21 protein-coding genes are annotated in these 22465 nt (G+C 70.3%); 13 read left to right on the plus strand and 8 right to left on the minus strand.

Annotated features, from left to right (window positions below; genetic code table 11):
* Positions 1-46 precede the first annotated feature (46 nt).
* From vanY-N to KIK05_RS19310, 7 genes are all read left to right on the plus strand, one after another.
* The gene (gene vanY-N, locus KIK05_RS19280) at positions 47-844 is read left to right on the plus strand and encodes a D,D-peptidase/D,D-carboxypeptidase VanY-N (protein WP_250563058.1); all 798 of its coding nucleotides are present in this window, start codon (positions 47-49) and stop codon (positions 842-844) included.
* A gap of 30 nt (positions 845-874) precedes the next feature.
* Entirely contained in the window at positions 875-2032 is a 1158-nt protein-coding gene (locus KIK05_RS19285; RefSeq protein ID WP_308250002.1) for a sensor histidine kinase, read from the plus strand.
* Positions 2029-2682, plus strand: coding sequence for a response regulator (locus KIK05_RS48915; RefSeq protein WP_214412139.1), 654 nt, complete (start codon positions 2029-2031; stop codon positions 2680-2682). The genes KIK05_RS19285 and KIK05_RS48915 overlap by 4 nt, the downstream gene beginning before the upstream one ends.
* A 75-nt stretch (positions 2683-2757) precedes the next feature.
* Complete coding sequence (locus tag KIK05_RS47030; RefSeq protein ID WP_214412140.1) at positions 2758-3969, plus strand: sensor histidine kinase; 1212 nt, start codon at positions 2758-2760, stop codon at positions 3967-3969.
* Positions 3966-4619: a response regulator transcription factor gene (locus KIK05_RS19300; RefSeq protein WP_308250003.1), complete on the plus strand. Its 654-nt coding sequence runs from the start codon at positions 3966-3968 to the stop codon at positions 4617-4619. The genes KIK05_RS47030 and KIK05_RS19300 overlap by 4 nt, the downstream gene beginning before the upstream one ends.
* Before the next feature lie 62 nt (positions 4620-4681).
* Positions 4682-5704 (plus strand): LLM class flavin-dependent oxidoreductase, encoded by a 1023-nt coding sequence (locus tag KIK05_RS19305; protein WP_214412142.1) that lies wholly within the window; start codon positions 4682-4684, stop codon positions 5702-5704.
* A gap of 391 nt (positions 5705-6095) precedes the next feature.
* Positions 6096-6761 carry a DUF4328 domain-containing protein gene (locus KIK05_RS19310; protein WP_214412143.1) on the plus strand — a complete coding sequence of 222 codons (666 nt, stop codon included), beginning with the start codon at positions 6096-6098 and terminating at the stop codon, positions 6759-6761.
* A gap of 123 nt (positions 6762-6884) precedes the next feature.
* Here KIK05_RS19310 and KIK05_RS19315 read toward each other — a convergent pair whose 3' ends face one another.
* From KIK05_RS19315 to KIK05_RS19340, 6 genes are all read right to left on the minus strand, one after another.
* Positions 6885-7256 carry a hypothetical protein gene (locus tag KIK05_RS19315; protein WP_214412144.1) on the minus strand — a complete coding sequence of 124 codons (372 nt, stop codon included), beginning with the start codon at positions 7254-7256 and terminating at the stop codon, positions 6885-6887.
* 16 nt (positions 7257-7272) lie between these two features.
* Positions 7273-7674, minus strand: coding sequence for a roadblock/LC7 domain-containing protein (locus KIK05_RS19320; RefSeq protein ID WP_214412145.1), 402 nt, complete (start codon positions 7672-7674; stop codon positions 7273-7275).
* A gap of 58 nt (positions 7675-7732) precedes the next feature.
* Entirely contained in the window at positions 7733-8578 is an 846-nt protein-coding gene (locus KIK05_RS19325) for a hypothetical protein (RefSeq protein WP_214412146.1), read from the minus strand.
* 3 nt (positions 8579-8581) lie between these two features.
* Positions 8582-8962 (minus strand): roadblock/LC7 domain-containing protein, encoded by a 381-nt coding sequence (locus KIK05_RS19330; RefSeq protein WP_214412147.1) that lies wholly within the window; start codon positions 8960-8962, stop codon positions 8582-8584.
* 338 nt (positions 8963-9300) lie between these two features.
* Entirely contained in the window at positions 9301-11661 is a 2361-nt protein-coding gene (locus tag KIK05_RS19335; protein ID WP_214412148.1) for a transglycosylase domain-containing protein, read from the minus strand.
* Between the two features lie 51 nt (positions 11662-11712).
* A complete protein-coding gene (locus KIK05_RS19340; RefSeq protein WP_308250004.1) occupies positions 11713-12693 on the minus strand; it encodes a TetR/AcrR family transcriptional regulator C-terminal domain-containing protein in 981 nt (326 codons plus the stop codon).
* A 154-nt stretch (positions 12694-12847) separates the two neighbouring features.
* Between KIK05_RS19340 and KIK05_RS19345 the strand changes: the two genes are divergently transcribed.
* Entirely contained in the window at positions 12848-13951 is a 1104-nt protein-coding gene (locus KIK05_RS19345) for an FAD-dependent monooxygenase (protein WP_214412150.1), read from the plus strand.
* A 55-nt stretch (positions 13952-14006) separates the two neighbouring features.
* A complete protein-coding gene (locus tag KIK05_RS19350; protein ID WP_214412151.1) occupies positions 14007-14510 on the plus strand; it encodes a 2-thiouracil desulfurase family protein in 504 nt (167 codons plus the stop codon).
* Positions 14511-14513: 3 nt separating this feature from the next.
* Here KIK05_RS19350 and KIK05_RS19355 read toward each other — a convergent pair whose 3' ends face one another.
* Both KIK05_RS19355 and KIK05_RS19360 read right to left on the minus strand, forming a co-directional pair.
* Complete coding sequence (locus KIK05_RS19355) at positions 14514-15104, minus strand: hypothetical protein (protein ID WP_214412152.1); 591 nt, start codon at positions 15102-15104, stop codon at positions 14514-14516.
* A 46-nt stretch (positions 15105-15150) separates the two neighbouring features.
* The gene (locus tag KIK05_RS19360) at positions 15151-16371 is read right to left on the minus strand and encodes a DUF4032 domain-containing protein (RefSeq protein WP_250563059.1); all 1221 of its coding nucleotides are present in this window, start codon (positions 16369-16371) and stop codon (positions 15151-15153) included.
* 476 nt (positions 16372-16847) lie between these two features.
* Between KIK05_RS19360 and ngcE the strand changes: the two genes are divergently transcribed.
* The 4 genes from ngcE (at position 16848) to KIK05_RS19380 (ending at position 22446) form a co-directional block, all read left to right on the plus strand.
* Positions 16848-18296, plus strand: coding sequence for an N-acetylglucosamine/diacetylchitobiose ABC transporter substrate-binding protein (gene ngcE / locus KIK05_RS19365; protein WP_214412154.1), 1449 nt, complete (start codon positions 16848-16850; stop codon positions 18294-18296).
* Between the two features lie 6 nt (positions 18297-18302).
* Positions 18303-19256 carry a carbohydrate ABC transporter permease gene (locus KIK05_RS19370; RefSeq protein ID WP_250563060.1) on the plus strand — a complete coding sequence of 318 codons (954 nt, stop codon included), beginning with the start codon at positions 18303-18305 and terminating at the stop codon, positions 19254-19256.
* Between the two features lie 3 nt (positions 19257-19259).
* Complete coding sequence (locus KIK05_RS19375; protein WP_214412155.1) at positions 19260-20162, plus strand: carbohydrate ABC transporter permease; 903 nt, start codon at positions 19260-19262, stop codon at positions 20160-20162.
* A 145-nt stretch (positions 20163-20307) separates the two neighbouring features.
* A complete protein-coding gene (locus KIK05_RS19380) occupies positions 20308-22446 on the plus strand; it encodes a M6 family metalloprotease domain-containing protein (RefSeq protein WP_308250005.1) in 2139 nt (712 codons plus the stop codon).
* The last annotated feature ends 19 nt before the right edge of the window (positions 22447-22465 follow it).

Consider the following 22465-nt stretch of genomic DNA (forward strand, 5'->3'; position numbering starts at 1 on the left):
AATGTGGCGGACAACGCGCGCACATTGGGCGCCGATCGTATTCGTCATGAACGAACCACGCACCGTCCCCCTTCGGCCCCGCGACCGGCTTTACGCCACGGTCACGCTGGTGCTCGCCGTGCTCCTCCTGCCCGCGGCGTTCGTCCGCCGCCCCGGCCGCGCGCGCGAACTGGCCTGCCGCTGGGCGTTGCGGATGCGATTCCCCGCCGAAGACCTCACCGGGCTCACCGACGGCGCCAAGGCGGCGTTCACCGCGGCGCGCACCGAGGCGCTATGGCGTCACGGCCAGCTCATCGGCCTCACCTCGGGATACCGCGATCCCCATGTCCAGCAGCGGATGTTCGACGAGGAGGTGCGCCGCTCCGGCTCCCCGGCCTCGGCGCGCATGCTCGTGTTACCACCGGCGGAATCCAACCACGTCAAGGGCATCGCGCTGGACGTGCGCCCCCACGAAGGCGCCCGCTGGCTGGAGGACCACGGCGCCCGCTACCACCTCTACCGCATCTACGACAACGAGTGGTGGCACTTCGAGTACCGGCCGGACAGCCGCGGCACGCCACCACCGCGGCGACCTCACCCCGGCGTGGGCCACGATTCCACCCTTTGTCCACCCCCGCGTCCACCCTGGAGTGGTGCCGCTCCACCTGGGCTGATTCCTAACGTTCGAGCCATGGACAACAACGAGCTGTTCAGGTTCGTGGCCGGCAAGGCCCAGGAGTCGCTTCGCGGAGGGAAGATGAACGGCAAGGGATTGGCCACGATCGTCGTGGCCGGGATCGTCGTCCTGCTGGGGTTCGTCGCCTACCGGCTCATCCTCATCGAGCTCATCACCCGGCTGCGGTGATCCGGCGGGTGCTCGGGAAGCTGATCGGGTGTGGAAGTGACGGACATGTACGCACGCGGGCGACGGCGGTGGCCGCTGCCGGACACCATCGCGCCCGGCTGGCTGGTCGTGCAGGTCTTCGGCACGCTGTTCATCGCGGCCACCCTGGTCACCGCCCGGGAGCGTTCGGGGTGGGTCTGGGCGCTGTACGGCGCCAGTGCCGCCTGCTGGCTGGTGTTCCTGGCGCTCGACCGCCGCCCGGAGGCGGCGGCCCGGTGGGCCGCGGCCTCGGCGCTGCTCGCGGCCGCGGCCCTGCCGTACGCCGGTGACTCCTCCGCCATCCTCCTCACCGCGATCATCCTCGGACGGTTCTCCGCGCTCGCGGCGCCGTCGGTGCCCTCGATCATGCTGGTCAGCGGGGCCGCGATGGCGCTGTCGACGCTGTCCTGGCCGCTGCGGGGCGACTCTCCGGCCGACACGCTCGGCCAGGCGGCGCTCCTGCTGGCCCTCACGATGATCGGGATCAACCACCGTCAGCACGTGGTGCGGTCCAGGCAGGCCGAACTGCTGCTCCAGCAGACCCGGCTCGCCCAGGCCGAGCACGCGCGGGCCGTGGCCCTGGAGGAACGCGCGCGGATCGCCCGGGAGATCCACGACGTCCTCGCGCACTCACTCGGCGCGCTCGGGGTCCAGCTGGAACTGGCCGAGGCGGTGCTCGCGGAGCGGGCCGACGTGAACGGCGCGCTGCTGACGGTCCGCCGGGCGCGAAGGCTCGCCGTGGACGGTCTCGTCGAGGCCCGGAACGCGGTCGCGGCGCTGCGCCAGGACGTCCCTCCGCTACCGGAGGCGCTGGAGGCGCTGGCGGAGGAGCACCGAAGCCATCACCGGTGCGCGGTGGACTTCCGCGCCGAGGGAGTCCCGCGGCGGGTGTCGTCCGCCGCCACGGTGTCCCTGGCCGGCACCGCCCGGGAGGCGCTGACGAACGCGGCCAAGCACGCGCCCGGCGAGCCGGTGCGGATGTCGCTGGAGTTCGCCGCCGGCGTCGTCCGGCTGCGGGTCCGCAACCGGCTGCGGGACGAGGCCGGTGACGCCGGCCCCGCCGGGTACGGACTGACCGGAATGCGTGAGCGCCTGGCGCTCATCGGTGGCACGCTGACCGCCGGACGGGAGGACGGACGGTGGCAGGTGATCGCGGAGGTGCCGGAGTGATCAAGGTGGTCGTGGTCGACGACCAGCAGGTCGTGCGCGAGGGACTGGCCGCGCTGCTCGGCCTGCTGGAGGACGTCGAGGTGCTCGGCACGGCCGCGGACGGGCGAGAGGCCCTCGACGTCCTCGCCGCCGGTCCCGCCGACGTGGTGCTCATGGACCTGCGGATGCCCGTCATGGACGGCGTCGAGGCGACCAGGCTGATCACGCGCCGGCACCCCGGCACCGCGATCGTCGTGCTCACCACCTACACCGACGACGAGTCGATCGCCGGAGCCCTCAGGGCCGGCGCGCGCGGCTACCTCACCAAGGACGCGGGCCGCACCGAGATCGAGGCGGCCCTCCGCTCGGCCGTCGCGGGACAGTCGACCTTCGACGCCAAGGTCGCGGGCCGGCTGGTGGCCGCGCTGACGGAGGAACGTCCGGTGGCTCGCGCGGGGGCCGAGCTGCCGGACGGGCTGACGGCGCGGGAGGCCGAGGTGCTGGGCCTCATAGCGAGCGGCCTGAGCAACCCGGAGATCGCCGCGAAGCTGTTCATCGGCCACGCGACGGTGAAGACCCACATCAACAACGTCTTCGCGAAGATCGATGCCCGCACGCGCGCCCAGGCCGTCCAGTACGCCTACCGCCACGACCTCGGGGCCCCCGAGTAGCCGGGCGACCTCACGGACGACCTCCTCCTGCGCCGGGAGGAGGTCCCGTACAAGGGGCCCGCCTACCATGGCACCGTGGTGCGACGATGGATCGGGCGGGTCTTCGAGCAGGGGTTCGCGCTGGCGCGGCTCGGGGTGCTCCTGGCCTGCATGGTGGGTGACCTGCTGTTCCTGCACGCGCCGGCGTCCCCGTTCGACTGGGCTCTCGCGCTGTGCGCGCTCGCCGTGAGCGTGGCCGTCCGATGGTCGCCGCTCGGCGTGGTGGTGACCCTGGTCGCGTTCATCGGCGTCGCCGATCTGTACCACTCCAACGCGGTCATCTCGCTCAAGGTGCTGACCTGCGTGACGTTGTTCGAAGTCACCATGCGCGGCTCGCGGCGGCAGATCGCGCTGGGCGCGGGCGCCCTCGCGGCCGTGGTGTGCTTCAACGTGTTCGACACCCTCCCCGCCGCGCTGCCGTCCGTACTGTTCCGGGTGGCGGTCATGGTGGGCGTACCGCTGCTGCTCGGCAGCTACATCAGGCTGCTGCACGAGACCGCCGTGCGCGACCGCGAGCGCGCCGAGGAGCGCCTGCGCGTGGCGCGGGCCGCCGAGCGCACGGTCATCGCCCGCGAGCTGCACGATCTGGTGGCCCACCATGTCTCCTCGATGGTCCTGCGCGTCGGCGTCGCGCGGCACGTGCTGCCCGGCGACGACCCGCGCGTGGGCGAACTGCTGGACGACCTGCACAGCTGCGGCACCGCCGCCATGGCGGACCTGCGCAAGCTCGTTTCCGTCCTGCGGGACCCGGCCAAGGTCGGCGACGACCCCGGCACCTCCTTCGTGGAACCGCAGGGCCTGCCCGCCGCGCTGGAGACGGTCGTGGAGCGGGGCCGCGCCACCGGCATGCGGGTCGACTCCTCGGTGGACGCCGCCGTGGGCGGGCTCGACGCCGTGCGGGGCATCACCGTGCTGCGGCTCGTCCAGGAGGGCCTGGCCAACGCCGCGCGCCACGCCGGTCCGCGGGCCCGGGTCCGGCTCGCCGTGACGGTGGGCGGCGACGGAGCCGTACGGCTGACGATCGAGGACGACGGCGGCTCCGCCCCGCCCGCCGGTCGCGGCGCCACGGCCGGCCGAGGGCCGTCCGCGCCGAACGGTTCCGCTGGAGGCGGCCACGGGCTGGCCGGGATGCGGGAACGGGTCGCGATCCTCGGCGGATCGCTCGAGGCCGGACCGGCCGGTTCCGGATGGCGGCTGTCGGCCCGCCTGCCCGTCTCGCCCCCGGTCACGATGGAGCTGGTCGCGTGATCCGCGTCCTCCTCGTCGACGACCAGCATCTGGTACGGATGGGCCTGCGCATGCTGTGCGAGTCGGCGCCCGACATGCAGATCGTGGGAGAGGCGCCGGGCGGCGCCGAGGCGGTGCGGCTGGTCGAGAGCGAACTGCCGGACGTCGTCCTGATGGACCTTCGCAGGCCCGGCCTGGACGGCATCGCCGCCACCCGCCGCATCCTCGCCTCCAGGCCCTCGACCCGGGTGCTGGCGCTCACCACCTTCGACGACGACGACCACCTCTACCCGGCGCTCGCGGCGGGGGTCTGCGGGTTCCTCGTCAAGGACACCCCGCCCGGTGAGCTGCTGGAGGCGATCCGCATGGCGACCGGCGGCGACCGGGCCTTCAGCCAGGCCGTGCTGGGCCGCCTGGTGGAGCGGGCCGTGCACAGTCACGGCCGCCAGGCGCCCCCCGCCGCCCCTGAGCCGGACGGTCTCACTCCGCGCGAACGGGAGGTGTTCGTCCTGGTGGGGGAGGGGTTGTCCAACAAGCAGATCGCCGACCGGCTCCACCTCGGGGTGACCACGGTGAAGACGCACGTCGCCGGCGCGATGGCCAAGACCGGCTGCGCCAGCCGCATCCACCTCGCCCTGCTCGCCGCCCGTCAGGCGGCCCCGCCCGCCTGACCTGCGCCGCCGCCGCGCGTGTGAGCCGCCTTCCGCCGGCGGGGGCTGGCAGAGTGGGGCGCGTGGGTGACGAGGTACGGATCGGGGTGTTCCTGCCGGCGGCCGGGTTTCCCGGACGGGACCACGGCGAGGTGCTGACGGGGGCCGTGGCGGCGGCGGTGGCCGCCGAGCGGGCCGGGTTCGACGATGTGTGGATGGCCGAGCACCATTTCATGTCCTACGGCATGTGCCCGTCGGCGGTGACGCTCGCCGGGTACGTGCTCGGCCGCACCGAGCGCATCGAGGTCGGCACGGCCGTGAGCGTGCTGTCGTCGCAGCACCCGGTCGCGCTGGCGGAGCAGGCCGCCCTGCTCGACCAGGTGTCCGGCGGCCGCTTCCGCCTGGGCGTCGGGCGTGGCGGCCCCTGGATCGAGCTGGAGGTGTTCGGCACCGGGCTCGACCGCTACGAGCACGGCTTCGCCGAGAGTCTCGACCTGCTGCTCGCCGCCCTGACCAGGGAACGCGTCTCGGCGGACGGCGCGGTCTTCCGGTTCCGAGAGGTGGAGATGGTGCCGCGACCGGGACGGCCGCTGCGCCCGGTGGTCGCGGCCACCTCGCCGGACACCGTCCGGCTCGCGGCGGCACGGGGGCTTCCGCTGATGCTCGGCATGCACGTCGGCGACGCGGACAAGGCCGCGCTGGCGGAGGAGTACGCCCGCGGCGCCGCCGCCCACGGGCACGACCCGGCGGCCGTCGCCCACGTCGCGGCGGGGGTCGCCTACGTCGCCGACACGACGTCCGCCGCCGTCGCCACGATGAAGGAGTCGCTGCCGAGATGGCTCACGCCGGGCCTCGCCGGCTACCGGCCGGTGGACGGCCGGGCGTACGTGCCCAGGGACGCCGGCGACTACGCCGATCTCCTGTGCCGCCTGCACCCCGTGGGCTCGCCCGAGCACTGCGCCGCGACGATGCTGGCCACGATCGAACGCACGGGGATCCGCCACCTGATCTTCATGGTGGAAGGCGCCGGAGACCCCGCCCTCACCCTGCGGAACATCGCCCGCCTGGGCGCCGAAGTGCTACCGACGGTCCGCGGCTCCGCGTGAGGGTGCTTTCCGGGTCGGCATATTTCCGTTCAGCACGCTCACTGACAGGTACGGCCGGGGTTTGCCGTGAATGAACAATTTCGGGCTATAAGTGAGGTGACGGATCGCTCTGCCGCTGATTACCATTGGGCGCCCCCTTTTCTCCTCCCCTATCGGAGTGCCTGTGGCCTGTCCGCGTTGCGGATTCGCGTTGCCGTCCGACCTGCGGCGATGCCCCACCTGTGGACTGCCCGCAGAGGAGAACAGGCCCGGTCCGGCCGAGGCGGTGACCGAGGCCGGCGAGGAGGACGACGGACGCCCCCGCTACTGGAACGGCCGCGAGCAGTGGCACGCCGCGTACTCGACCGCCATCCGCACCCCGAAGCGGGTCCGCGTGCGTCCTGTGCGGATCATGGCCGTCACGGTGGTCGCCCTGCTCGGCGTCTGGGCGGTGGCGGAAGCGTACTTCGCCTGGTGGACCTTCGACGGGCTCGGAGGGATGGATCTCTTCGCCAAGGATGGCGACACGCCGGCCTTCGACGACCTCGCCGACGCGGAAAGCCCCTTCGCCCTCGTGGTGTTCGCCATCCTCGCGACGGGCGTCGCGTTCGTCGTCTGGCTGTTCCGGGTGCGGGCGAACGCCGAAGCGCTCAGCTGGCGCGTACAACGCAACGGGAGGCTCTGGCTCGTCATCGGCTGGCTGGTCCCGATCGGGAACTGGTTCATTCCCAAGCAGATCGTCGATGACGTGTGGCTGGCGAGCAGGCCGGCGGGCGCGGCGGCGTCGCGGAAGGAGCACCGGCCCGTGCTGGTGTACCTCTGGTGGGCCTGCTACCTGCTGTACTTCTGGGGCGTCCGGCTGGTGGAGCATGCGATCGAGCGGCGGTATCGCGGTGAGGTCGCGCCGGGACGGGTGTCGGCGCTGATGGATCTCGTCCAGGCGCCGTTCGGTTTCGCGGCCGCGGCTCTCGCCGTAGCGGTGGTCTGGCGTGTCAGCGGTTTCCAGAAGTGGGGCCTGGCCGTGCCTGATGCTTCCGCATCCAGCGAATCTGCCGATTCTCCTGCATCCGTGGCGTGACAGGTCTCGCTCGTCCCGATACCCGCTGTGGTGCTGAAATTTCACGTGGTCATTCCCGAAAGGTGCATGAGCGCCGCCGCAGCCGCCTCCGTCGCCCGGGACGGAGGCGGCTCGCGCCGCCGGTCACACCTCCAGCTTCTCCTCGATGGCGCGCAGCGAATGCCGGGCCAGGGCCAGGTTGCCGCGGTTGCGGTCGAGCGCGAGGTACAGGAACAGTCCCTTGCCTCCCCGCCCGGTGAGAGGGCGGATGATGTGGTACTGGGAGCCGAGGGTGATGAGGATGTCCTCGATACCGTCGTTGAGCTGCAGCGCCTCCATCGTGCGCAGCTTGGCCTTGATCACCTCGGTGTTGCCGGCGGCCGCCACCTGCAGATCGAGGTCCTTGCCGCCGCCCATCGTGCCGAGCGCCATGCCGCTGCTGTAGTCGACCACGGCGGCTCCGATCGCGCCGTCGACGGCCATCATCTCCTTGAGCGAGACGTCAATGCTGGCCATGTTCTTCCTTCCATGGTCACGGGCGAGCCGGGGGCGCCTGGTCGGCGGCCGACGCGCGTCCGACGATGGCGGCGAGTCTCACCGCCGTTCTCCGTCCCTCCATCCGCAGCAGCCCGAGGTTGGCGCCTCTGGCGGCCAGGACGGTGAGGACGAGCTTGGGGCCGGCGGCGTAGCACGCCGCGTGGCCGCCGGCGCCGGAGATGAGCGTCTCCTCCAGGGCGCCGATCTGGGCCAGTTCGGTCATCCGGCGGCTCATGGCGTGGAGGGCCGAGCTCAGCGCGGCGGTCTGCTCGGCGCCGGAGCGGATGTCCGAGGTCACCAGCATCCCGTCCACCGTGCACACCAGCGCACCGGTCACCTCGTCCATGCGCTTCATGAGCAGGAGCATCTCTTCGTGCACCTCGCGGCGCAGGTCCATCGGCAACCTCCTTCCGGCTCTCCTGAGTGACCGCAATCTCATGGCGTCGCGGCCGGGTTCACAGCAGCCTCTCCAGCGCGTCGCGCAGCCTGATGAGCACCCCGACATCGGTGGCGTCCCCGCTCACCTGCGGGAACGCGGGCGTGACCGTCCGCGCGGCCCCGGCCTCCCGTACGGCGGGTCCCGGTTCTGTCCGCGCGGTGCGCTTGGGCAGCGGGGGAGGGGGCGTGGCGGGTACGGCCTCCGGCGCGGCCGGGGGGTCGAGCAGGAGCCCCGCCGCGCCGAGCTGGCGGACGGCGAGCAGGATGGAGTACGCCGGGCGGCCCAGCCTGCGCGCCAGGTCGAGCGGGGTGGCGGTCGCGTCGGCGCTGACGAGCACCTCCCACTGCACGGCCGTGAGCACGACGCGCTGGGCGGTGATGCGCGGGGCGACGACGACGGGCAGGGAGTCCAGTTCGGGGTGCGGGCACACGCGGTCCAATTCAGCCCTCCTGCGACGGCACTCTCGGACGAGGCAGGACACCTCGAAGTAGCCCTGGTCCCCGAGCCAGTGCCGGTCCCCTTCCTTGAACCTCGGACGGCTCCCGGTCGCGGCGAGCACGAAGAACGCGGCGTCGAGGGTCGCGCCCAGCACGCAGAGCTGCAGCTCGCCGAGGGTGAGCAGTCCCTGCCGTACCAGCGCGTCGGGGGTGGCGGACTGCCGGGCGCCGCGCAACGTGGCGGCGGCGACGCGGCCGGAGCAGGTGAGGATCTCCTCCGCGCCGGGGCTGCTCGGGCTCTCCACGTAGGTCACCCGTCCCTTGGAGAGGTAGACACTGCCCGCGCGGCCGACCCTGAGCGAGCCGGTCGCGCCGTCCTCGGCCAGGCCGGCGAGGACGGCGTCCAGGCGCTGGGTGGGGGACATGGTTCACGCGCTGGTGAGCCGGCCGGAGACGGTACGGAGGCGGTGGCGCGCGAGCGCGAGGTTCGAACGCTCCAGGTCGAGCCGCAGGTACAGCAGGACCGGCCCGGTGAGGGGCGTCTCCAGCGGCCTCAGCAGGTGATGGCCCTTGTCGGAGGTGATGATGATGTCGTCGACCCGGACGGTGCCGTCGGGCGAGGCGAACGCCAGCCCGTCGAGGGTGGCCCGCAGGGCTCGGCTGAGGGCGGCGGCGGACTCCTGCGGGTCGAGGTGCGGCGCGGTCCTGCCGACGGCCAGGGCGGCCCCGCCGGTCTCCTCGATCACGAGCGCGTCGAGTGCGCCGGGAATGGCCAGGATATCGGTGAGACAGTCTTCGATATCGAACACGGTCAGCTCCTCGCCGGACGGTGGTCCCTTCCGTACCTGGCGGCCAACTTTAGAGAGAGCACGGCGAAGGCCGATTAGCTGGTATTCATCCTGAAAGCAGTGAGATATAAGGATCTTTCACCAGGTAGAAGGATTCGCCGACCGGATGCCAAACCGGGTGTAGAACGCAGTTCGGTGCGGCCGGACAACAAACGTCTCGGCCCCGCAAAAGCGGAGCAGTCGTACAAACCGCCTTAACTACGAGAAAAAGCTGGGAACAACGCGCGCCCGGACATGCGACAGCCGGCCCGCCGAATACTGTGGCGGACCGGCTGCGGTGGTCGCGACGAGCCGGGGGATCAGCGGGTGTGCCCGCGAGCCCCCGTGGTCCTGGGCGTGCCCGTGGTCTTCGGCTTCCCTGTGGTGCCGGGAGTGTCGGTGGTCTTCGGGGTCCCCGTGGTGTCGGGGGCGTCCGTTCCCGTCGCCTTCGTCGTGCCGGGTGTGACGCCGCCGTAGCCGCCGTCGTTGTTGCCCGTCTGGTCGCCCCCGCCGTTGTGGTCCTCGCGGGCCGGCGGCCTGGGCGCGCAGTCCGCGCCGCACCCGCCGAAGCGCGAGGTGTTGATCGGCTCGAACTTCGTCTCCTTGGTGCCCTTGAGGGCCGCGATCATGGTGTCCTTCCAGATCGGGCCCGGGATGGTGGCGCCGAAGACCGAGCCGTAGGTCGTGCCGCCGATGCTCACGCCGCTGAGCTTGTGCTGGATGGCGCCGCGCGGGTCACCGATGCTGACCGCCGCGGACAGGTCGGGGGTGAACCCGGCGAACCAGGCGGTGGAGTAGTCGTCGGTGGTGCCGGTCTTGCCCGCCGCGTCCCGTCCGATGCCGCCCACGCCGCTCATCGTGCCCTTGGTCAGCACGCCCGACAGGATGTGGGCCGTGGTGTCGGCGACCTCGGGGTCGATCGCCTGGTGGCACTGCGGCTTGAAGTCGGTCACCTTGCCCTTCTGGTCGGTGATCTGCGTGATGGCCATCGGGGCGCAGTACTTGCCGCGCGCGCCGATGGCGGCGTAGGCGTTGGCGACGGTGACCGGATCCATCTCGTTGATACCGAGGGTGAAGGTCTCGAACTCCTTCAGCGGCGCGCCGTCGGCGCGCTTGATGCCGAGCGACTTGGCGGTCTGGACCGTCTCGCACAGGCCGACGCGCTGCTCCAGCTGGAGGAAGAACGTGTTCACCGAGTGCCAGGTGCCGGTCTGCAGGGTCTCGAAACCGCCGCCCGGCTCGTCGTTACTGATGACGTCGCCAGGGGAGCCGATGGGCTGGCCCTTGCAGTTCTTGAACGCGGAGTAGCTGGGGGCGCGGTAGGAGCTGCCGGCGTTGATGCCGTCGTTGATCTTCATGCCCTTGGTGAGGGCCGTGATCAGAGTGAAGGTCTTGAACGTCGAGCCGGCCTGGAAGCCGCCCAGGCCGCCGTGGGCGTTGTCGGCCACGATGTTGTAGGAGATCGAGTTGCTCTTGCTCTTGCCGCTGTCGTACTTGCGGCTGGCCGCCATGGCCTTGATCATGCCGGTGCCGGGCTGTACCAGGGCCTCCGAGGCGACCGGGTTGTCGGAGGCGAAGACGCGCTTCTCGATGGCCTTGTCGGCCGCCGCCTGCATCTTGGGGTCGATCGTCGTCTTGATCGTCAGGCCGCCGCGGTAGAGGAACCGGGCGCGGTCCTCGGCCGTCTTGCCGAAGGCCCGGTTGCCGAGGATCTCGTCGCGGACGTAGACGCAGAAGTACGGATAGGGGCTGTCCTGGCAGTTGCCGTGCAGGCCCGTGCCCTTGTAGCCCAGCTTGTGGGCCTTGGCCGCAGCGGCCTGCTGTGGAGTGATCTTGCCGAGATTCCGCATGCGGTCGAGCACGACGTTGCGCCGGGCGAGCAGCCGCTGGCGGTTCTTGCGGCCGCCCTCGGGGTCGGTGGCGACGGGCAGCTGCACGGCGCCCGCCAGCGTCGCGGCCTGCCAGAGGTTCAACTGGGAGGCGTGCACGCCGAAGAACCGCTTCGCCGCGGCCTCCACGCCGTTGGCGCCGGCGCCGAAGTAGGCGATGTTGAGGTACTTCTCGAGGATCTGGTCCTTGGTGTACTTCTGCTCGACGCCCATCGCGTAGCGCAGCTCGTTCAGCTTGCGCCCATAGCTGGGGGCCAGGGCCTTCTGCTTCTCCTCTTTGGTGACCGCCATGTTGTAGATCACCTGCTTGACGTACTGCTGGGTGATGCTGGAGCCGCCCTGGCTCACCCCGCCCGACTGCAGGTTGCGCGCCAGCGCCCGCATGGTGCCTTCGAGGTCGATCGCGCCGTGCTCGTAGAAGCGGTAGTCCTCGATCGCCACGATCGCGGTCTTCATCACGTCGGAGATCTGGTCGAACGGCACGACCTCGCGGTTGACGTCCCAGAACTGCGCGATCTGGTGGCCCTTGGCGTCCAGGACGGTGGTCTTCTCAGGTAGCGGGACGTCCGGCAGGTCGGTCGGCTTCAGGTCGAGGTCGTCGGTCGCGGTGACGATCGCCGCGCCCGCGCCCCCGACGGCCGGCATCGCGATCCCTGCGGCCAGCACCCCGGCCGCCACGGCGGCCACGGCCAGCCGCGCCAGTTTGGTGCCGGTGGACGATCGGGCCTCCACCTGGCTCGGGCCGCCTCCGCGCCCTGCGGTGTCGTCCCCCGGTTCGTCGAAGAGGTTCATGCCCCGCCCCTGTTTCGAACAAAAAAGTCTCCCCCAAGCCTATAGGGAAGATCAAGGGTGACTTTCCGGCTTCGGGCCATCGGAATGACCCTCGATGAGGAGGGCCAGGGCGTCCAGCATCGGTTCGAGGCCGAACTCGAAGAGGTCGTCGAGGCGCAGATCATAGCCGCCTTCGAGGGAGCCGATGATCCTGGTGAAGGTGGGGTAGCGGCCGGAGGAGGTGATGGCCTCCAGCATCGGCGTCTGCCTCTCCATCCACTCGTCCTCCGACAGGCCCGTGGTCGCCTCGGCCTGCACCGCCCATTCGAGGTTCACCGCGATGCTCTGCACGTAGCTGTAGAACAGGACGTGCACGTCGAGGGCCGTCTTCGGGTCGAGGCCCTGGCCGTCGAGGACGCGCAGCGCCCATTCGGCGTACACCATCAGGTTCGGCAGCAGCAGCGGGCGGGTGAGCGGGGTGACCTGGGCCAGCCATGGATGCCTTCGGTGCACCGCCCACAGTTTGCGCGCCGCCAGCGCCAGGCTCTCCCGCCAGCCGTGGGGAGGGTCGTCGGGGTAGGACTCCTCGCCGTAGGCGGCGTCGGCCATCAGCAGGACCAGCTCGTCCTTGCCGTCGACGTACCGGTACGGCGTCATGGCGGCGACGCCGAGCCGCGCCGCGACCCCCCGCATGGACAGCGCCGCGAGCCCCTCCGCGTCCGCGATCTCGGTGGCGGCCCGCACCACGCGCTCGCGGGTCAGCTCCTGGTGCTCGGCGGGCCGGGCGGGGCCGACCAGTGCGGAGGTCGTACGGCGCCGGGTGCCCTCCGCGGGCCCGGTCACCACGGTGCCGACGCGGGGCACGGCCTGCACGAGCCCCTGGTGGCGCAGGACGGACAGCGCCTTGGTGGCGGTGGCGAGCGCGACGTCCCACTCGCGGGCGATGCGGCGTGTGGAGGGGACCGGGTCGCCGGGGGCGAGCTCGCCGCTCGCGATGCGCCGCCGGATGTCGTCGACGATGCGCAGATATGGCGGATCGATTTTCTCGGCCACGGACGTCCCTTTCTCCTGTACTAGTACAGAGCTTAGCGGCGACGACGGTGATCGAGACCCTACTGTGCTAGTACAGCCGGGCATTTCCCTGCAGTTGGCAGCCTTGTGCATACGCTGTACATTCAGCCGCGTACAACGTATTCAAGGAGGTTCCGTGAAGACCGTACTGATCTCGGGCGCCGGTGTCGCGGGATGCGCGCTCGCCTACTGGCTCCACCGCCACGGCTTCGCCCCGACCGTGGTGGAGCGGGCGTCCGGCCTCCGGCCTGGCGGGCAGGCGATCGACGTGCGCGGCGTCGCGCTGCGGGTCGTCGACGAGATGGGCGTCGGGAGCGAGATGCGCGCGCTGCGCACCAGGATGCGCGGCATGTCGATGCTCGACGGCGACGGCAACGAGGTCATGCGCACGACGGAGATGACCTACAGCGCCGGCCGCCTCGACGGTGAGGACGTCGAACTGCTCCGCGACGACCTCGTGCGGCTCCTGCACGAGCACACCCGCGAGGCCGTCGAGTACGTCTTCGGCGACTCCATCGTCTCCCTGGAGGAGGACGGCGCCGGTGTGCGGGCCGGGTTCGAGCGTGGCGCGCCCCGCACGTTCGACCTCGTCGTCGGCGCCGACGGACTGCACTCGGCGGTGCGCCGCCTCGTCTTCGGCGAGGAGGGCCGCTTCAGCCGTCCCCTCGGCATGGCCCTTGGCGTCTTCGCCACCGAGAACTTCCTCGGCCTGGAGGACTGGCAGATGTGGCTGCGGGAGGGCGAGGCCGGGTACGGCATCTTCCCCGTGCGCGACAACACCGAGCTGCGGGTCGCGTTCGGCTTCGCGGCCGAGCCGCCCGGTCACGACTACGGCGACGCCGAACGGCAGAAGACACTGGCCGCCGAGCGGCTCGCGGGACTGCGCTGGGAGACGCCGCGGCTGCTCAAGGCCATGCGGGAGGCCTCCGACTTCTACTTCGACGCCATGGCCCAGATCCACATGGACCGCTGGACGCGGGGGAGGGTGGCGCTGGTCGGCGACGCCGGGTACTGCGCGTCGCCGCTGTCGGGCCAGGGCACCAGTCTCGCGCTGGTGGGAGCGTACGTGCTCGCGCGCGAGCTCGGCGCGGCGGGGGACGACCACGGCGCCGCGTTCGCGCGGTACGAGGAGCGCATGCGCCCGTTCGTCGAGGCCAACCAGGCGCTCGCCCTGGAGAACCCCGGTGGGCCGGCCTCCGAGGAGTCGGTCGGGCGCGCGAAGAACGCCATCACCCTCTGAACCCGCGGCCGCCCCGGTCCGGACCGCCTCCCGCGCCGGCCGCTACGGTGAAGGCATGGAGAGGATCCTCGTCAGCTCGTGCCTGCTCGGACGGCCGGTGCGCTACGACGGCCGGGCCAAGACCGTCGACGACGCGCTGCTCGCCCGCTGGCGTGACGAGGGCCGGCTGGTGCCCTTCTGCCCCGAGGTCACGGGCGGGCTGCCGGTGCCGAGGCCGCCGGCGGAGATCGAGGGCGGCGCGGGCGGGGCGGCCGTGCTGGCGGGCGCCGCGCGCATCCTGACGCCCGCCGAGGACGACGTGACGCCCCAGTTCCTCGCCGGAGCCCGGGCCGCGCTCGCCATGGCCGAGTCCAGGGGCGTCCGGATCGCCCTGCTGAAGGAGGGCAGCCCCTCCTGCGGCAGCCTCCAGGTCCACGACGGCACGTTCTCCGGCGGGCGGCTCCCGGGGGCGGGAGTGACGACGGCCCTGCTCGAGGCGCACGGCATCCGCGTCTTCGGCGAGGACCGCATCCCCGACGCGGCCGCGTACCTCGACCGGCTCGAAGCCGCCGGCCGCTAGCCGTCAGAGGCGGGTGAAGCGGAGGTCGGCGACGGTGGTCCAGGGGCCGTTCTTGCGCCTGTCGACCATCGTCAGCGTGGGGCCGGCGCAGGTGAAGGCGGCGTTCTGGACGAGCGGCCCGTCGTAGTACCCCTGCGCCAGGCGCGACCGGACCGTACCGGACGGGCCCTTGACGTAGGGGTCGGTGTAGGTGGTCGCCTCCTTGGCGTCGCCGGTGGCGCCCGTCCGGGAGACGGCGATCCGGCCCTGGCGGTCGCCGGTCACCTTCGCCCGTGCCTTCAGCGCGCCGCTGTACTGGTCCCAGCCGGTGGTGTTGTCGCTCTGCAGTTTGAAGACGACCTTCTTCGAGCCGGTGAAGTCGTAGGTGGCCCCGGTCGCGGTGAGTGTCAGCCTGGTGCCGGCGCCGCCCTTGAGGACGTCGGTGGCGGCCGAGCTCTCCACGGTCGCCCCCTTGGAGACGATCTTCATGGCGGTCAGCTTCCAGGCCCCCTGGTAGCACGCGGCCCTGACCGAGGCCTGGGCCGGAGCGGCGACGGCCGCCGTCCCGGCGATGAGCGCCGTCGCCAGGCCGAGCCCCACAGTCGTACGCAACATGACAAATTCCCCTGATCCACCAGAATCATGATCGTGCGCGGAGAACCTATCGCACGGCATCCTCGGCGGAATCGTCACCGATGACGGCCTTCTCGTCGGGCTTGAAGACCAGCACGTTGTCGATGTACGACCGCAGCGCGGCGTCCAGGCCGACGTCGCGGCCCGCGGCCTCGGACATGAACCAGCGGTGGTCGAGCACCTCGTGGAACAGCTGCGCCGGCTCCAGCTTGCCGCGCAGCTCCGGCGGGATCGCGTTGACGGTCGGCTGGAAGCTCTCGGCGAGCCAGCGGTGGGCGACGATGGCCTCGTCCTCGTGGCGCAGTCCCTTGGCGACCCGGAAGGAGTCGAGGTCGTTGAGCAGGCGCCGTGCCTGGTTCTCCTCGACGTCGAGGCCGGTGAGGCGCAGCAGGCGCCGCTGGTGGTGCCCGGCGTCCACGACCTTCGGCCGGACGATCAGGCGTGCCGTGCCGGCCTTGCGGCGGACCATCATCTCGGCGACGTCGAATCCCAGGTTGTTGAGCCGGCGGATCCGCTGGTCGATGAGGTGCCACTCGACGTCCTCGACGATCTCCTCCTCGGTGAGCTCCTTCCACAGCCGGTGGTAGCGGGCGACGAGCTCCTCGGCGAAGGCGAGGGGGTCGATCGACGGGTGCAGGAAGCCGCCGGCCTCCAGGTCCAGCATCTCGCCGTAGATGTTGACGTGGGCGACCTCGATGTCCTGGCCGCGCTGGCCCTCGCTGAGCACCGGGTGCAGCTCGCCGGTCTCCGCGTCGACGAGGTAGGCCGCGAACGCGCCCGCGTCGCGCCGGAACAGGGTGTTGCTCAGCGAGCAGTCGCCCCAGTAGAACCCGGCCAGGTGCAGGCGCACCAGCAGCACGGCGAGGGCGTCGAGCAGGCGGATGAGCGTGTCGGGCCGCAGCGTGCCCGACAGCATCGCCCGGTACGGCAGCGAGAACTGCAGGTGCCGTGTGATCAGGGCCGAGTCCAGCCGCTCGCCGTCCGCCGTCGTCCGTCCGGTCACCACCGCCACCGGCTCGACCGAGGGGGTGTCGTGGCGCATCAGGTCCCACAGGAGCTGGTACTCCCGCTTGGCGTACCGCTCGCTGATCTCCTTGATGGCGTACACCCGTCCCGACAGCCGGGCGAACCGCACGATGTGCCGGGAGATGCCGCGGGGGAGGCGTACGAGGTGGTGCTCGGGCCAGTCCTCCAGGGGGAGGTCCCAGGGCAGGCGGATGAGGTCCGGATCGCTGGGAGCGCCAGTCATCTGCAGCGGCAACCCTTTGCTCCTCGCAAGTCGGGGATGTTGGTTCCGACGCTAGCCGGTTCGTGCCTTCGACGGCAGCGGGGTCCGCTTGGTGGACGTTCGAGGGGTCTGTTCGGTCATGACCGGGTTTCCGGTGTAAGGCGGCAGAGGTGGAAAGTGACGCCCTTCGTACGAGAACCGACCGGACCTGAGGCGTCACCTGGGAAGGCTCGCGATGGGCTGGTCTAGACCGGCTCAAGGGGGTGTTGTTTTCCCCTCAAGGTGTGCCATAGTCGGCCTGTGACCTGTGATGTTGTTAGGTTACGGAGGGGTCTCCCGAGGTGCCGGTTCCGGCCGTGGGTCGCGGTCTGTTTGCCGATCGGCCACAGGTCGATCACGGGATGGCCCATACCACTTGACGGTGCACGGCGATGGACGTACGTTCCTCGAACATTTAGGAAACTTTCCTGATTGATTCGCCCCACCTGGAGGGTTGCATGTCCAACTCCGCCGGCACGCCGAGAGACATCACCCGGCGGCAGATGCTCCGCCGGATCGGACTCACCGCGCTCGTCGCGGGACCCGCGGCGAACGTCCTCGCCGCCTGCGCGACCAGCGGAGGAGGTTCCGCCTCGTCCCCCACCGCCTCGGCGGCCGCCCCCACCTCGGCGGCCAACCCCTTCGGCGTCAAGGCGGACGCCCCCCTCGAAGTCGTGATCTTCAAGGGTGGTCTCGGTGACGGCTACGCCACCGACGTGCACGAGCCGATGTACAAGAAGGAGTTCCCGAAGGCCTCGGTCAAGCACGTCGCCACCCAGCAGATCTCGCAGACCCTGCAGCCCCGCTTCGCCAGCGGCGACGTCCCCGACTTCATCGCCAACTCCGGCTCCGACCTGATGGACAACGGCGCCCTGCAGAGCGAGGGGCAGCTGCTCGACCTGACCACGCTGTTCGACGCGCCCTCCATCGACGACCCGAGCAAGAAGGTCCGGGACACGCTGATGCCCGGCACCGTCGAGTCCGGCCTGATCGCGGGCAAGCCCTACATCCTGAACTACGTGTTCAGCGGGTACGGCCTGTGGTACAACGCCAAGCTCTTCAAGGAGAAGGGCTGGGCGCCGCCGAAGACGTTCGACGAGTTCAAGACGCTGTGCGAGACCATCAAGAAGGCCGGCATCACGCCGTACGCCTACGCCGGCAAGAACGCGTCGTACTACCAGTACTGGATGATCCTCATCACCGCCGCCAAGGTCGAGGGCAACCAGCTTCTGATCGACATCGACAACCTGGTCGACGGGGTCTGGAAGCGCGACTCGGTCAAGCAGGCCGCCGCGGCGTGGGCCGAGATCGGCAAGTTCATGGACAAGAGCTACGAGGGCCTGATCCACACCGAGGTGCAGACCCGGCAGAACCAGGACAAGGTGGCGCTGTACCCGTCGGGTTCCTGGCTGGAGAACGAGCAGAAGTCCAACACGCCGGGCACCTTCGAGTACGCGGTCACGCCGACCCCCAGCCTGACCTCCTCCGACAAGCTGCCGTTCGAGGCGATCCGCGCCACCGCCGGCGAGCCGTACATCATCCCCGCCAAGGCCAAGAACACCGCCGGCGCCCTCGAGTACGCCCGCATCATGCTCTCCAAGGAAGGCGCGAAGGGCTTCACCGAGAAGTCCGGCAGCCTCACCGTGGTCGTCGGCGGCGCCGAAGGGCTCACGCTCAGCCCGGGCCTGAAGAGCATCAACGACGCCAAGGACGCCGCGGGCAGCAACATCGTCACCTACAGCAGCTTCGAGAACTGGTACAAGGAGCTGGAGACCGAGCTGCGTAAGCAGACCAACTCCCTGATGTTCGGCCGCATCTCCGCCGACGAGTTCTGCGCCAACATGCAGAAGAAGGCCGACGCGGTCAAGGCCGACTCCTCCACCACCAAGCAGAACCGGACGGTGTAGTAGATCATGCGGCATGGCGACGGCGCGGTCACCGCGGGGCGGGTCCCGGCCAAGTTGCGGATGTACGGGTTCGTCCTCTCGTTCCTGGCGATCCCGCTGATCCTCTACGTGGTCTTCGTGATCAGCCCGTACCTACAGGCGTTCTACATCTCGCTGACCAACTGGCGGGGCTTCTCGGCCTCGCCCCAGTTCATCGGGCTGGAGAACTTCGGCCGGCTGCTCGGCGACGACGTGTTCTGGGCGGCGGTCCGCCACCACGTGTTCCTGTTGATCGCCATGCCGCTGATCACCATCGCGATCGCGCTGTTCTTCGCGTTCCTGCTCAACGTCGGCGGCGGCAGCAGCGGCGGGAGGATGACGGGCGTCCGCGGGTCGAAGTTCTACCGCGTGGTCTACTTCTTCCCGCAGGTCCTGGCCGTGGCGGTGGTCGGCGTGCTGTTCCAGGCGATCTACCGCCCCGACGACACCGGTGTGATCAACGGGCTGCTCAAGCTCGTCGGCGTCCAGCCGGTGGGCTGGCTCACCAACACCGATCTGGCCCTGTGGTCGATCATGGCGGTGATCATCTGGCAGTCGGTCGGGTTCTACGTCGTGCTGTTCTCGGCCGGCATGTCCGCCGTCCCGAAGGACGTCTTCGAGGCGGCGGCGCTGGACGGCGCGGGCCGGTTCCGGCTGTTCTTCAGCATCACCCTGCCGCTGATCTGGGACACCATCCAGGTCGGCTGGGTCTATCTCGGCATCGCCGCGTTCGACGGTTTCGCCCTGGTCCAGGTGCTCTCGGTGGACCGCGGCGGGCCCGACAACGCCACCACGGTGCTGCCGCTGGAGATCTGGCGCACGGCCTTCACCTTCTCCAAGTTCGGTTACGCCTCGGCGATGGGTGTGGCCCTGTTCTTCCTGACCATCACGTTCGCGGCGCTGAGCCTGCGCGTGACGCGGCGCGAGAGGATCGAGCTCTAGACCATGGCGACGCAAACCGAAACGCTCCGGGTGGCGAAGGCCCCCGGCGCCGCCGCCCGCGGCAGGAAGAGCGGCGCGGGGCCGTTCACCGCCCTCTCGCACCTGGCTCTCGTCGTCTGGACGATCCTGGTCGTCGGGCCGATCCTGTGGACGTTCCTGGCCTCCTTCAAGACCAACCCCGAGATCGTCGGTGACACGCCCCTGGCGCTGCCGCACAGCTTCAGCTGGGCGGCCTGGGGACGCGCCTGGGACAAGGCCCACATCGGCAGGTACATGCTCAACACGGTGTACGTCGTCGCGGTCAGCACGTTCCTGACGATGCTGTTCGGGTCGATGGCGGCGTACGTGCTGGCCAGGTACCGCTTCTTCGGCAACCGGGTCATCTACTACCTGTTCGTCTCGGGCCTGGCCTTCCCGGTGTTCCTCGCGCTGGTGCCGCTGTTCTTCGTGGTGAAGAACTTCGGCCTGATCGACACCCACGTCGGCGTGATCCTCGTGTACGTGGCGTACTCGCTGCCGTTCACGGTGTTCTTCCTGGCGGCGTTCTTCAAGACGCTGCCCACCTCGGTGGCCGAGGCCGCCCTGATGGACGGCGCGTCGCACACCCGCACGTTCTTCCAGATCATGATGCCGATGGCCCGGCCCGGCCTGATCAGCATCACGATCTTCAACATCCTGGGCCAGTGGAACCAGTACCTGCTCCCGATTGTGCTGCTGTCGGGCAGCGTCGAGGACAAGTGGCTGCTCACCCAGGGCATCGCCAACATCAACGTCAACGCGGGCTACGAGGCCGACTGGCCGGGGCTGTTCGCCGCGCTCAGCATGGCGATCATCCCCATGCTGTTCGTCTACATCATCTTCCAGCGCCAGATCCAGTCGGGCCTGACCGCCGGAGCCGTCAAGTAGCCGCGGGGCCTCCCCGCGACGGGGAGGCCCGTACGTACCACCGCATGGCCGGTCGATCTCTTGACGGAGATCAACGATCAGTTATAGGCAACTCTTGCATGCGTTCGCCCCACAAGGGGGAAGCCGCTGTAGGAAGGGTGATGCCGTGACCGCGCCGTCGGTTCACCGCAGCGAGATCCACCGCACGAAGATCCACCGCAGGAAGCGAACGCTGACCCTGCTCATCGTCGCCGCCGTGCTCGGTCCCCTCGGACTGACCCAGGCCCCGGCCTCGGCCGAACCGCCGCCGCAACCGGCGAACCCCTGGCAGGCCGACCACTGGCCCCAGCGCCAGCCCTGGCAGGAGTCCGAGGGCGCCGCGACCCTCAAGGCCAGGCCGGGGGCGCCGACCCCCATAGACCCGCAGAACTGGAAGAACCCCGACCACATGACGTGGGCGGACTACAAGGCCGTCCCCGGCACCACCTGGGCGGACCCGTCGAAGAAGGGCTCCAAGCGCACCTTCAAGGGCGCGCTCGTCCTGCTCGACTACCCCAACCAGCCGTTCGTGGTGACCCAGCCCGCGCATTCGACCGTCTTCGGCAACCCGAGCGCGCAGGCCCACGACATCCCGCGTGAGCAGGTCGCCCAGTTCTACAAGGACTTCCTCAACACTCCCGGCCCGCTGAACAGCGGCCACACCATCCACGAGTACTGGATGGAGGACTCCGGCGGCAGGTACGGCGTCGACCTGACCGCCTTCGGCCCCTACCGGATGCCGGGCAAGTCGCACGAGTACGCCATGGAGTTCCAGGGCGGCACCGGCTGCCCGGCGGGCGACACGTGCAACCGCAACATCCGCACCGACGGCCGCGCCGCCTGGGCCGCCGACGCCGGCGAGGACACCCTGTCCAAGTTCGACTTCGTCTTCTACCTCAGCGCCGGTCAGGACGAGTCGTCCACCTGGCAGGAGTTCGGGCCCATCAAGTTCCCGACCAAGGAGAACGTCACCGACGCCTTCGGGCCGCCGGACCCGAGCCTGCCCAACTGGGCCAAGACGAGGTACGTCGACTGGACCTCCTGGGCCTCGGCGTCCACCATCTGGCCCAACGCCGGAGGCGGCTCGTCCACCCAGGCCGAGAGCAGCGGCCAGGGCGTGTACGCCCACGAGTTCAGCCACATCCTCGGCATCGGCGACAACTACAACAATCCCTTCGGCGTCCCGCCGCGCCGCGCGTACACCGGCATCTGGGAGATGCTGAGCCGCGGCAGCTTCAACGGCCCCGGCGGCCCGCACAGCCGATGGGTCATCCCGCCGACGGGCGGCGGCTCGATGGGCGCCCAGCACATGCTGCGCAACAAGATCAAGCTGGAGATGGTCGACGAGGCGAACGTCCTGCGGCTCTCGCGGGAGGCGCTCGCCCAGTCGGGCCTGGTCGTGGCGCGGGTCAAGGCGCGGGAGGCGCAGCCCGGCGCGAGCGAGCTGTCGGGAGTGAACATCACGCTCGGCACCGGCGACCTCAGCCCGAAGTGCGACATCCAGACCGACCCGTTCTGTGACGGCGGCGGCTACCAGAACTACACCGTCGAGGTCGTGGACCGCATGGGCTCCGACTCCTTCACCCCCGACGCCGGCGTGCTGCTCGCCAAGACCAAGAACCAGGACCAGGCGCCGTTCGAATGGGTCATCGACGCCAACCCGCAGGACATCGGCATGACCGACTACGTCCTGCCTGACGGCACCCGCGTCCCCATCACCATCGGCGACTACCGGCAGCTGTCGGACGCCCTCTTCCACGCGGGCACCGACTCCGGCAGCGAGGACGAGTACGTCGACCAGGCCAACCGCCTGCACTTCTACATCCTCGACAAGCACCGCGACAAGGCGGGCGTGCTGTCGTACACCGTGGCCGTCCGCTCCCTGGACGGCGCGGGCCCGCAGCGGCGCGGCGTCAAGGTGCTGCCCAGCGCGGCGCTCGCCAAGGGCACCGAATGGGCCACCTGCCGCTTCCCGCTCGCCAACACCGGCAAGGCCGCCACGCCCCAGGGGCAGCACCCCGAGGACGTGAGCGCGTACCTGAAGTCGGACGTCTACCGTCTCACCGCGAGCGTGGACGGCAAGGGCTGGACGACCTGGCTGCCCAACCAGCTGTCCGCCGTGGAGTTCGGCAAGAGCACGCTCGTCCCGGTGTACGCCCAGCGGTCCCAGGGCGGCGACCACGTGGCCAAGCTGAAGCTCACGGCGACCTCCGAGAGCGACCCGACCAAGAAGTCCACCGCGACCTGTCAGCTGGCAGGCATCTGACACCCGTCCACCCGGGTCC

It is taken from the genome of Sphaerisporangium fuscum (genome assembly GCF_018531465.1).
GTDB lineage: Bacteria > Actinomycetota > Actinomycetes > Streptosporangiales > Streptosporangiaceae > Sphaerisporangium > Sphaerisporangium fuscum.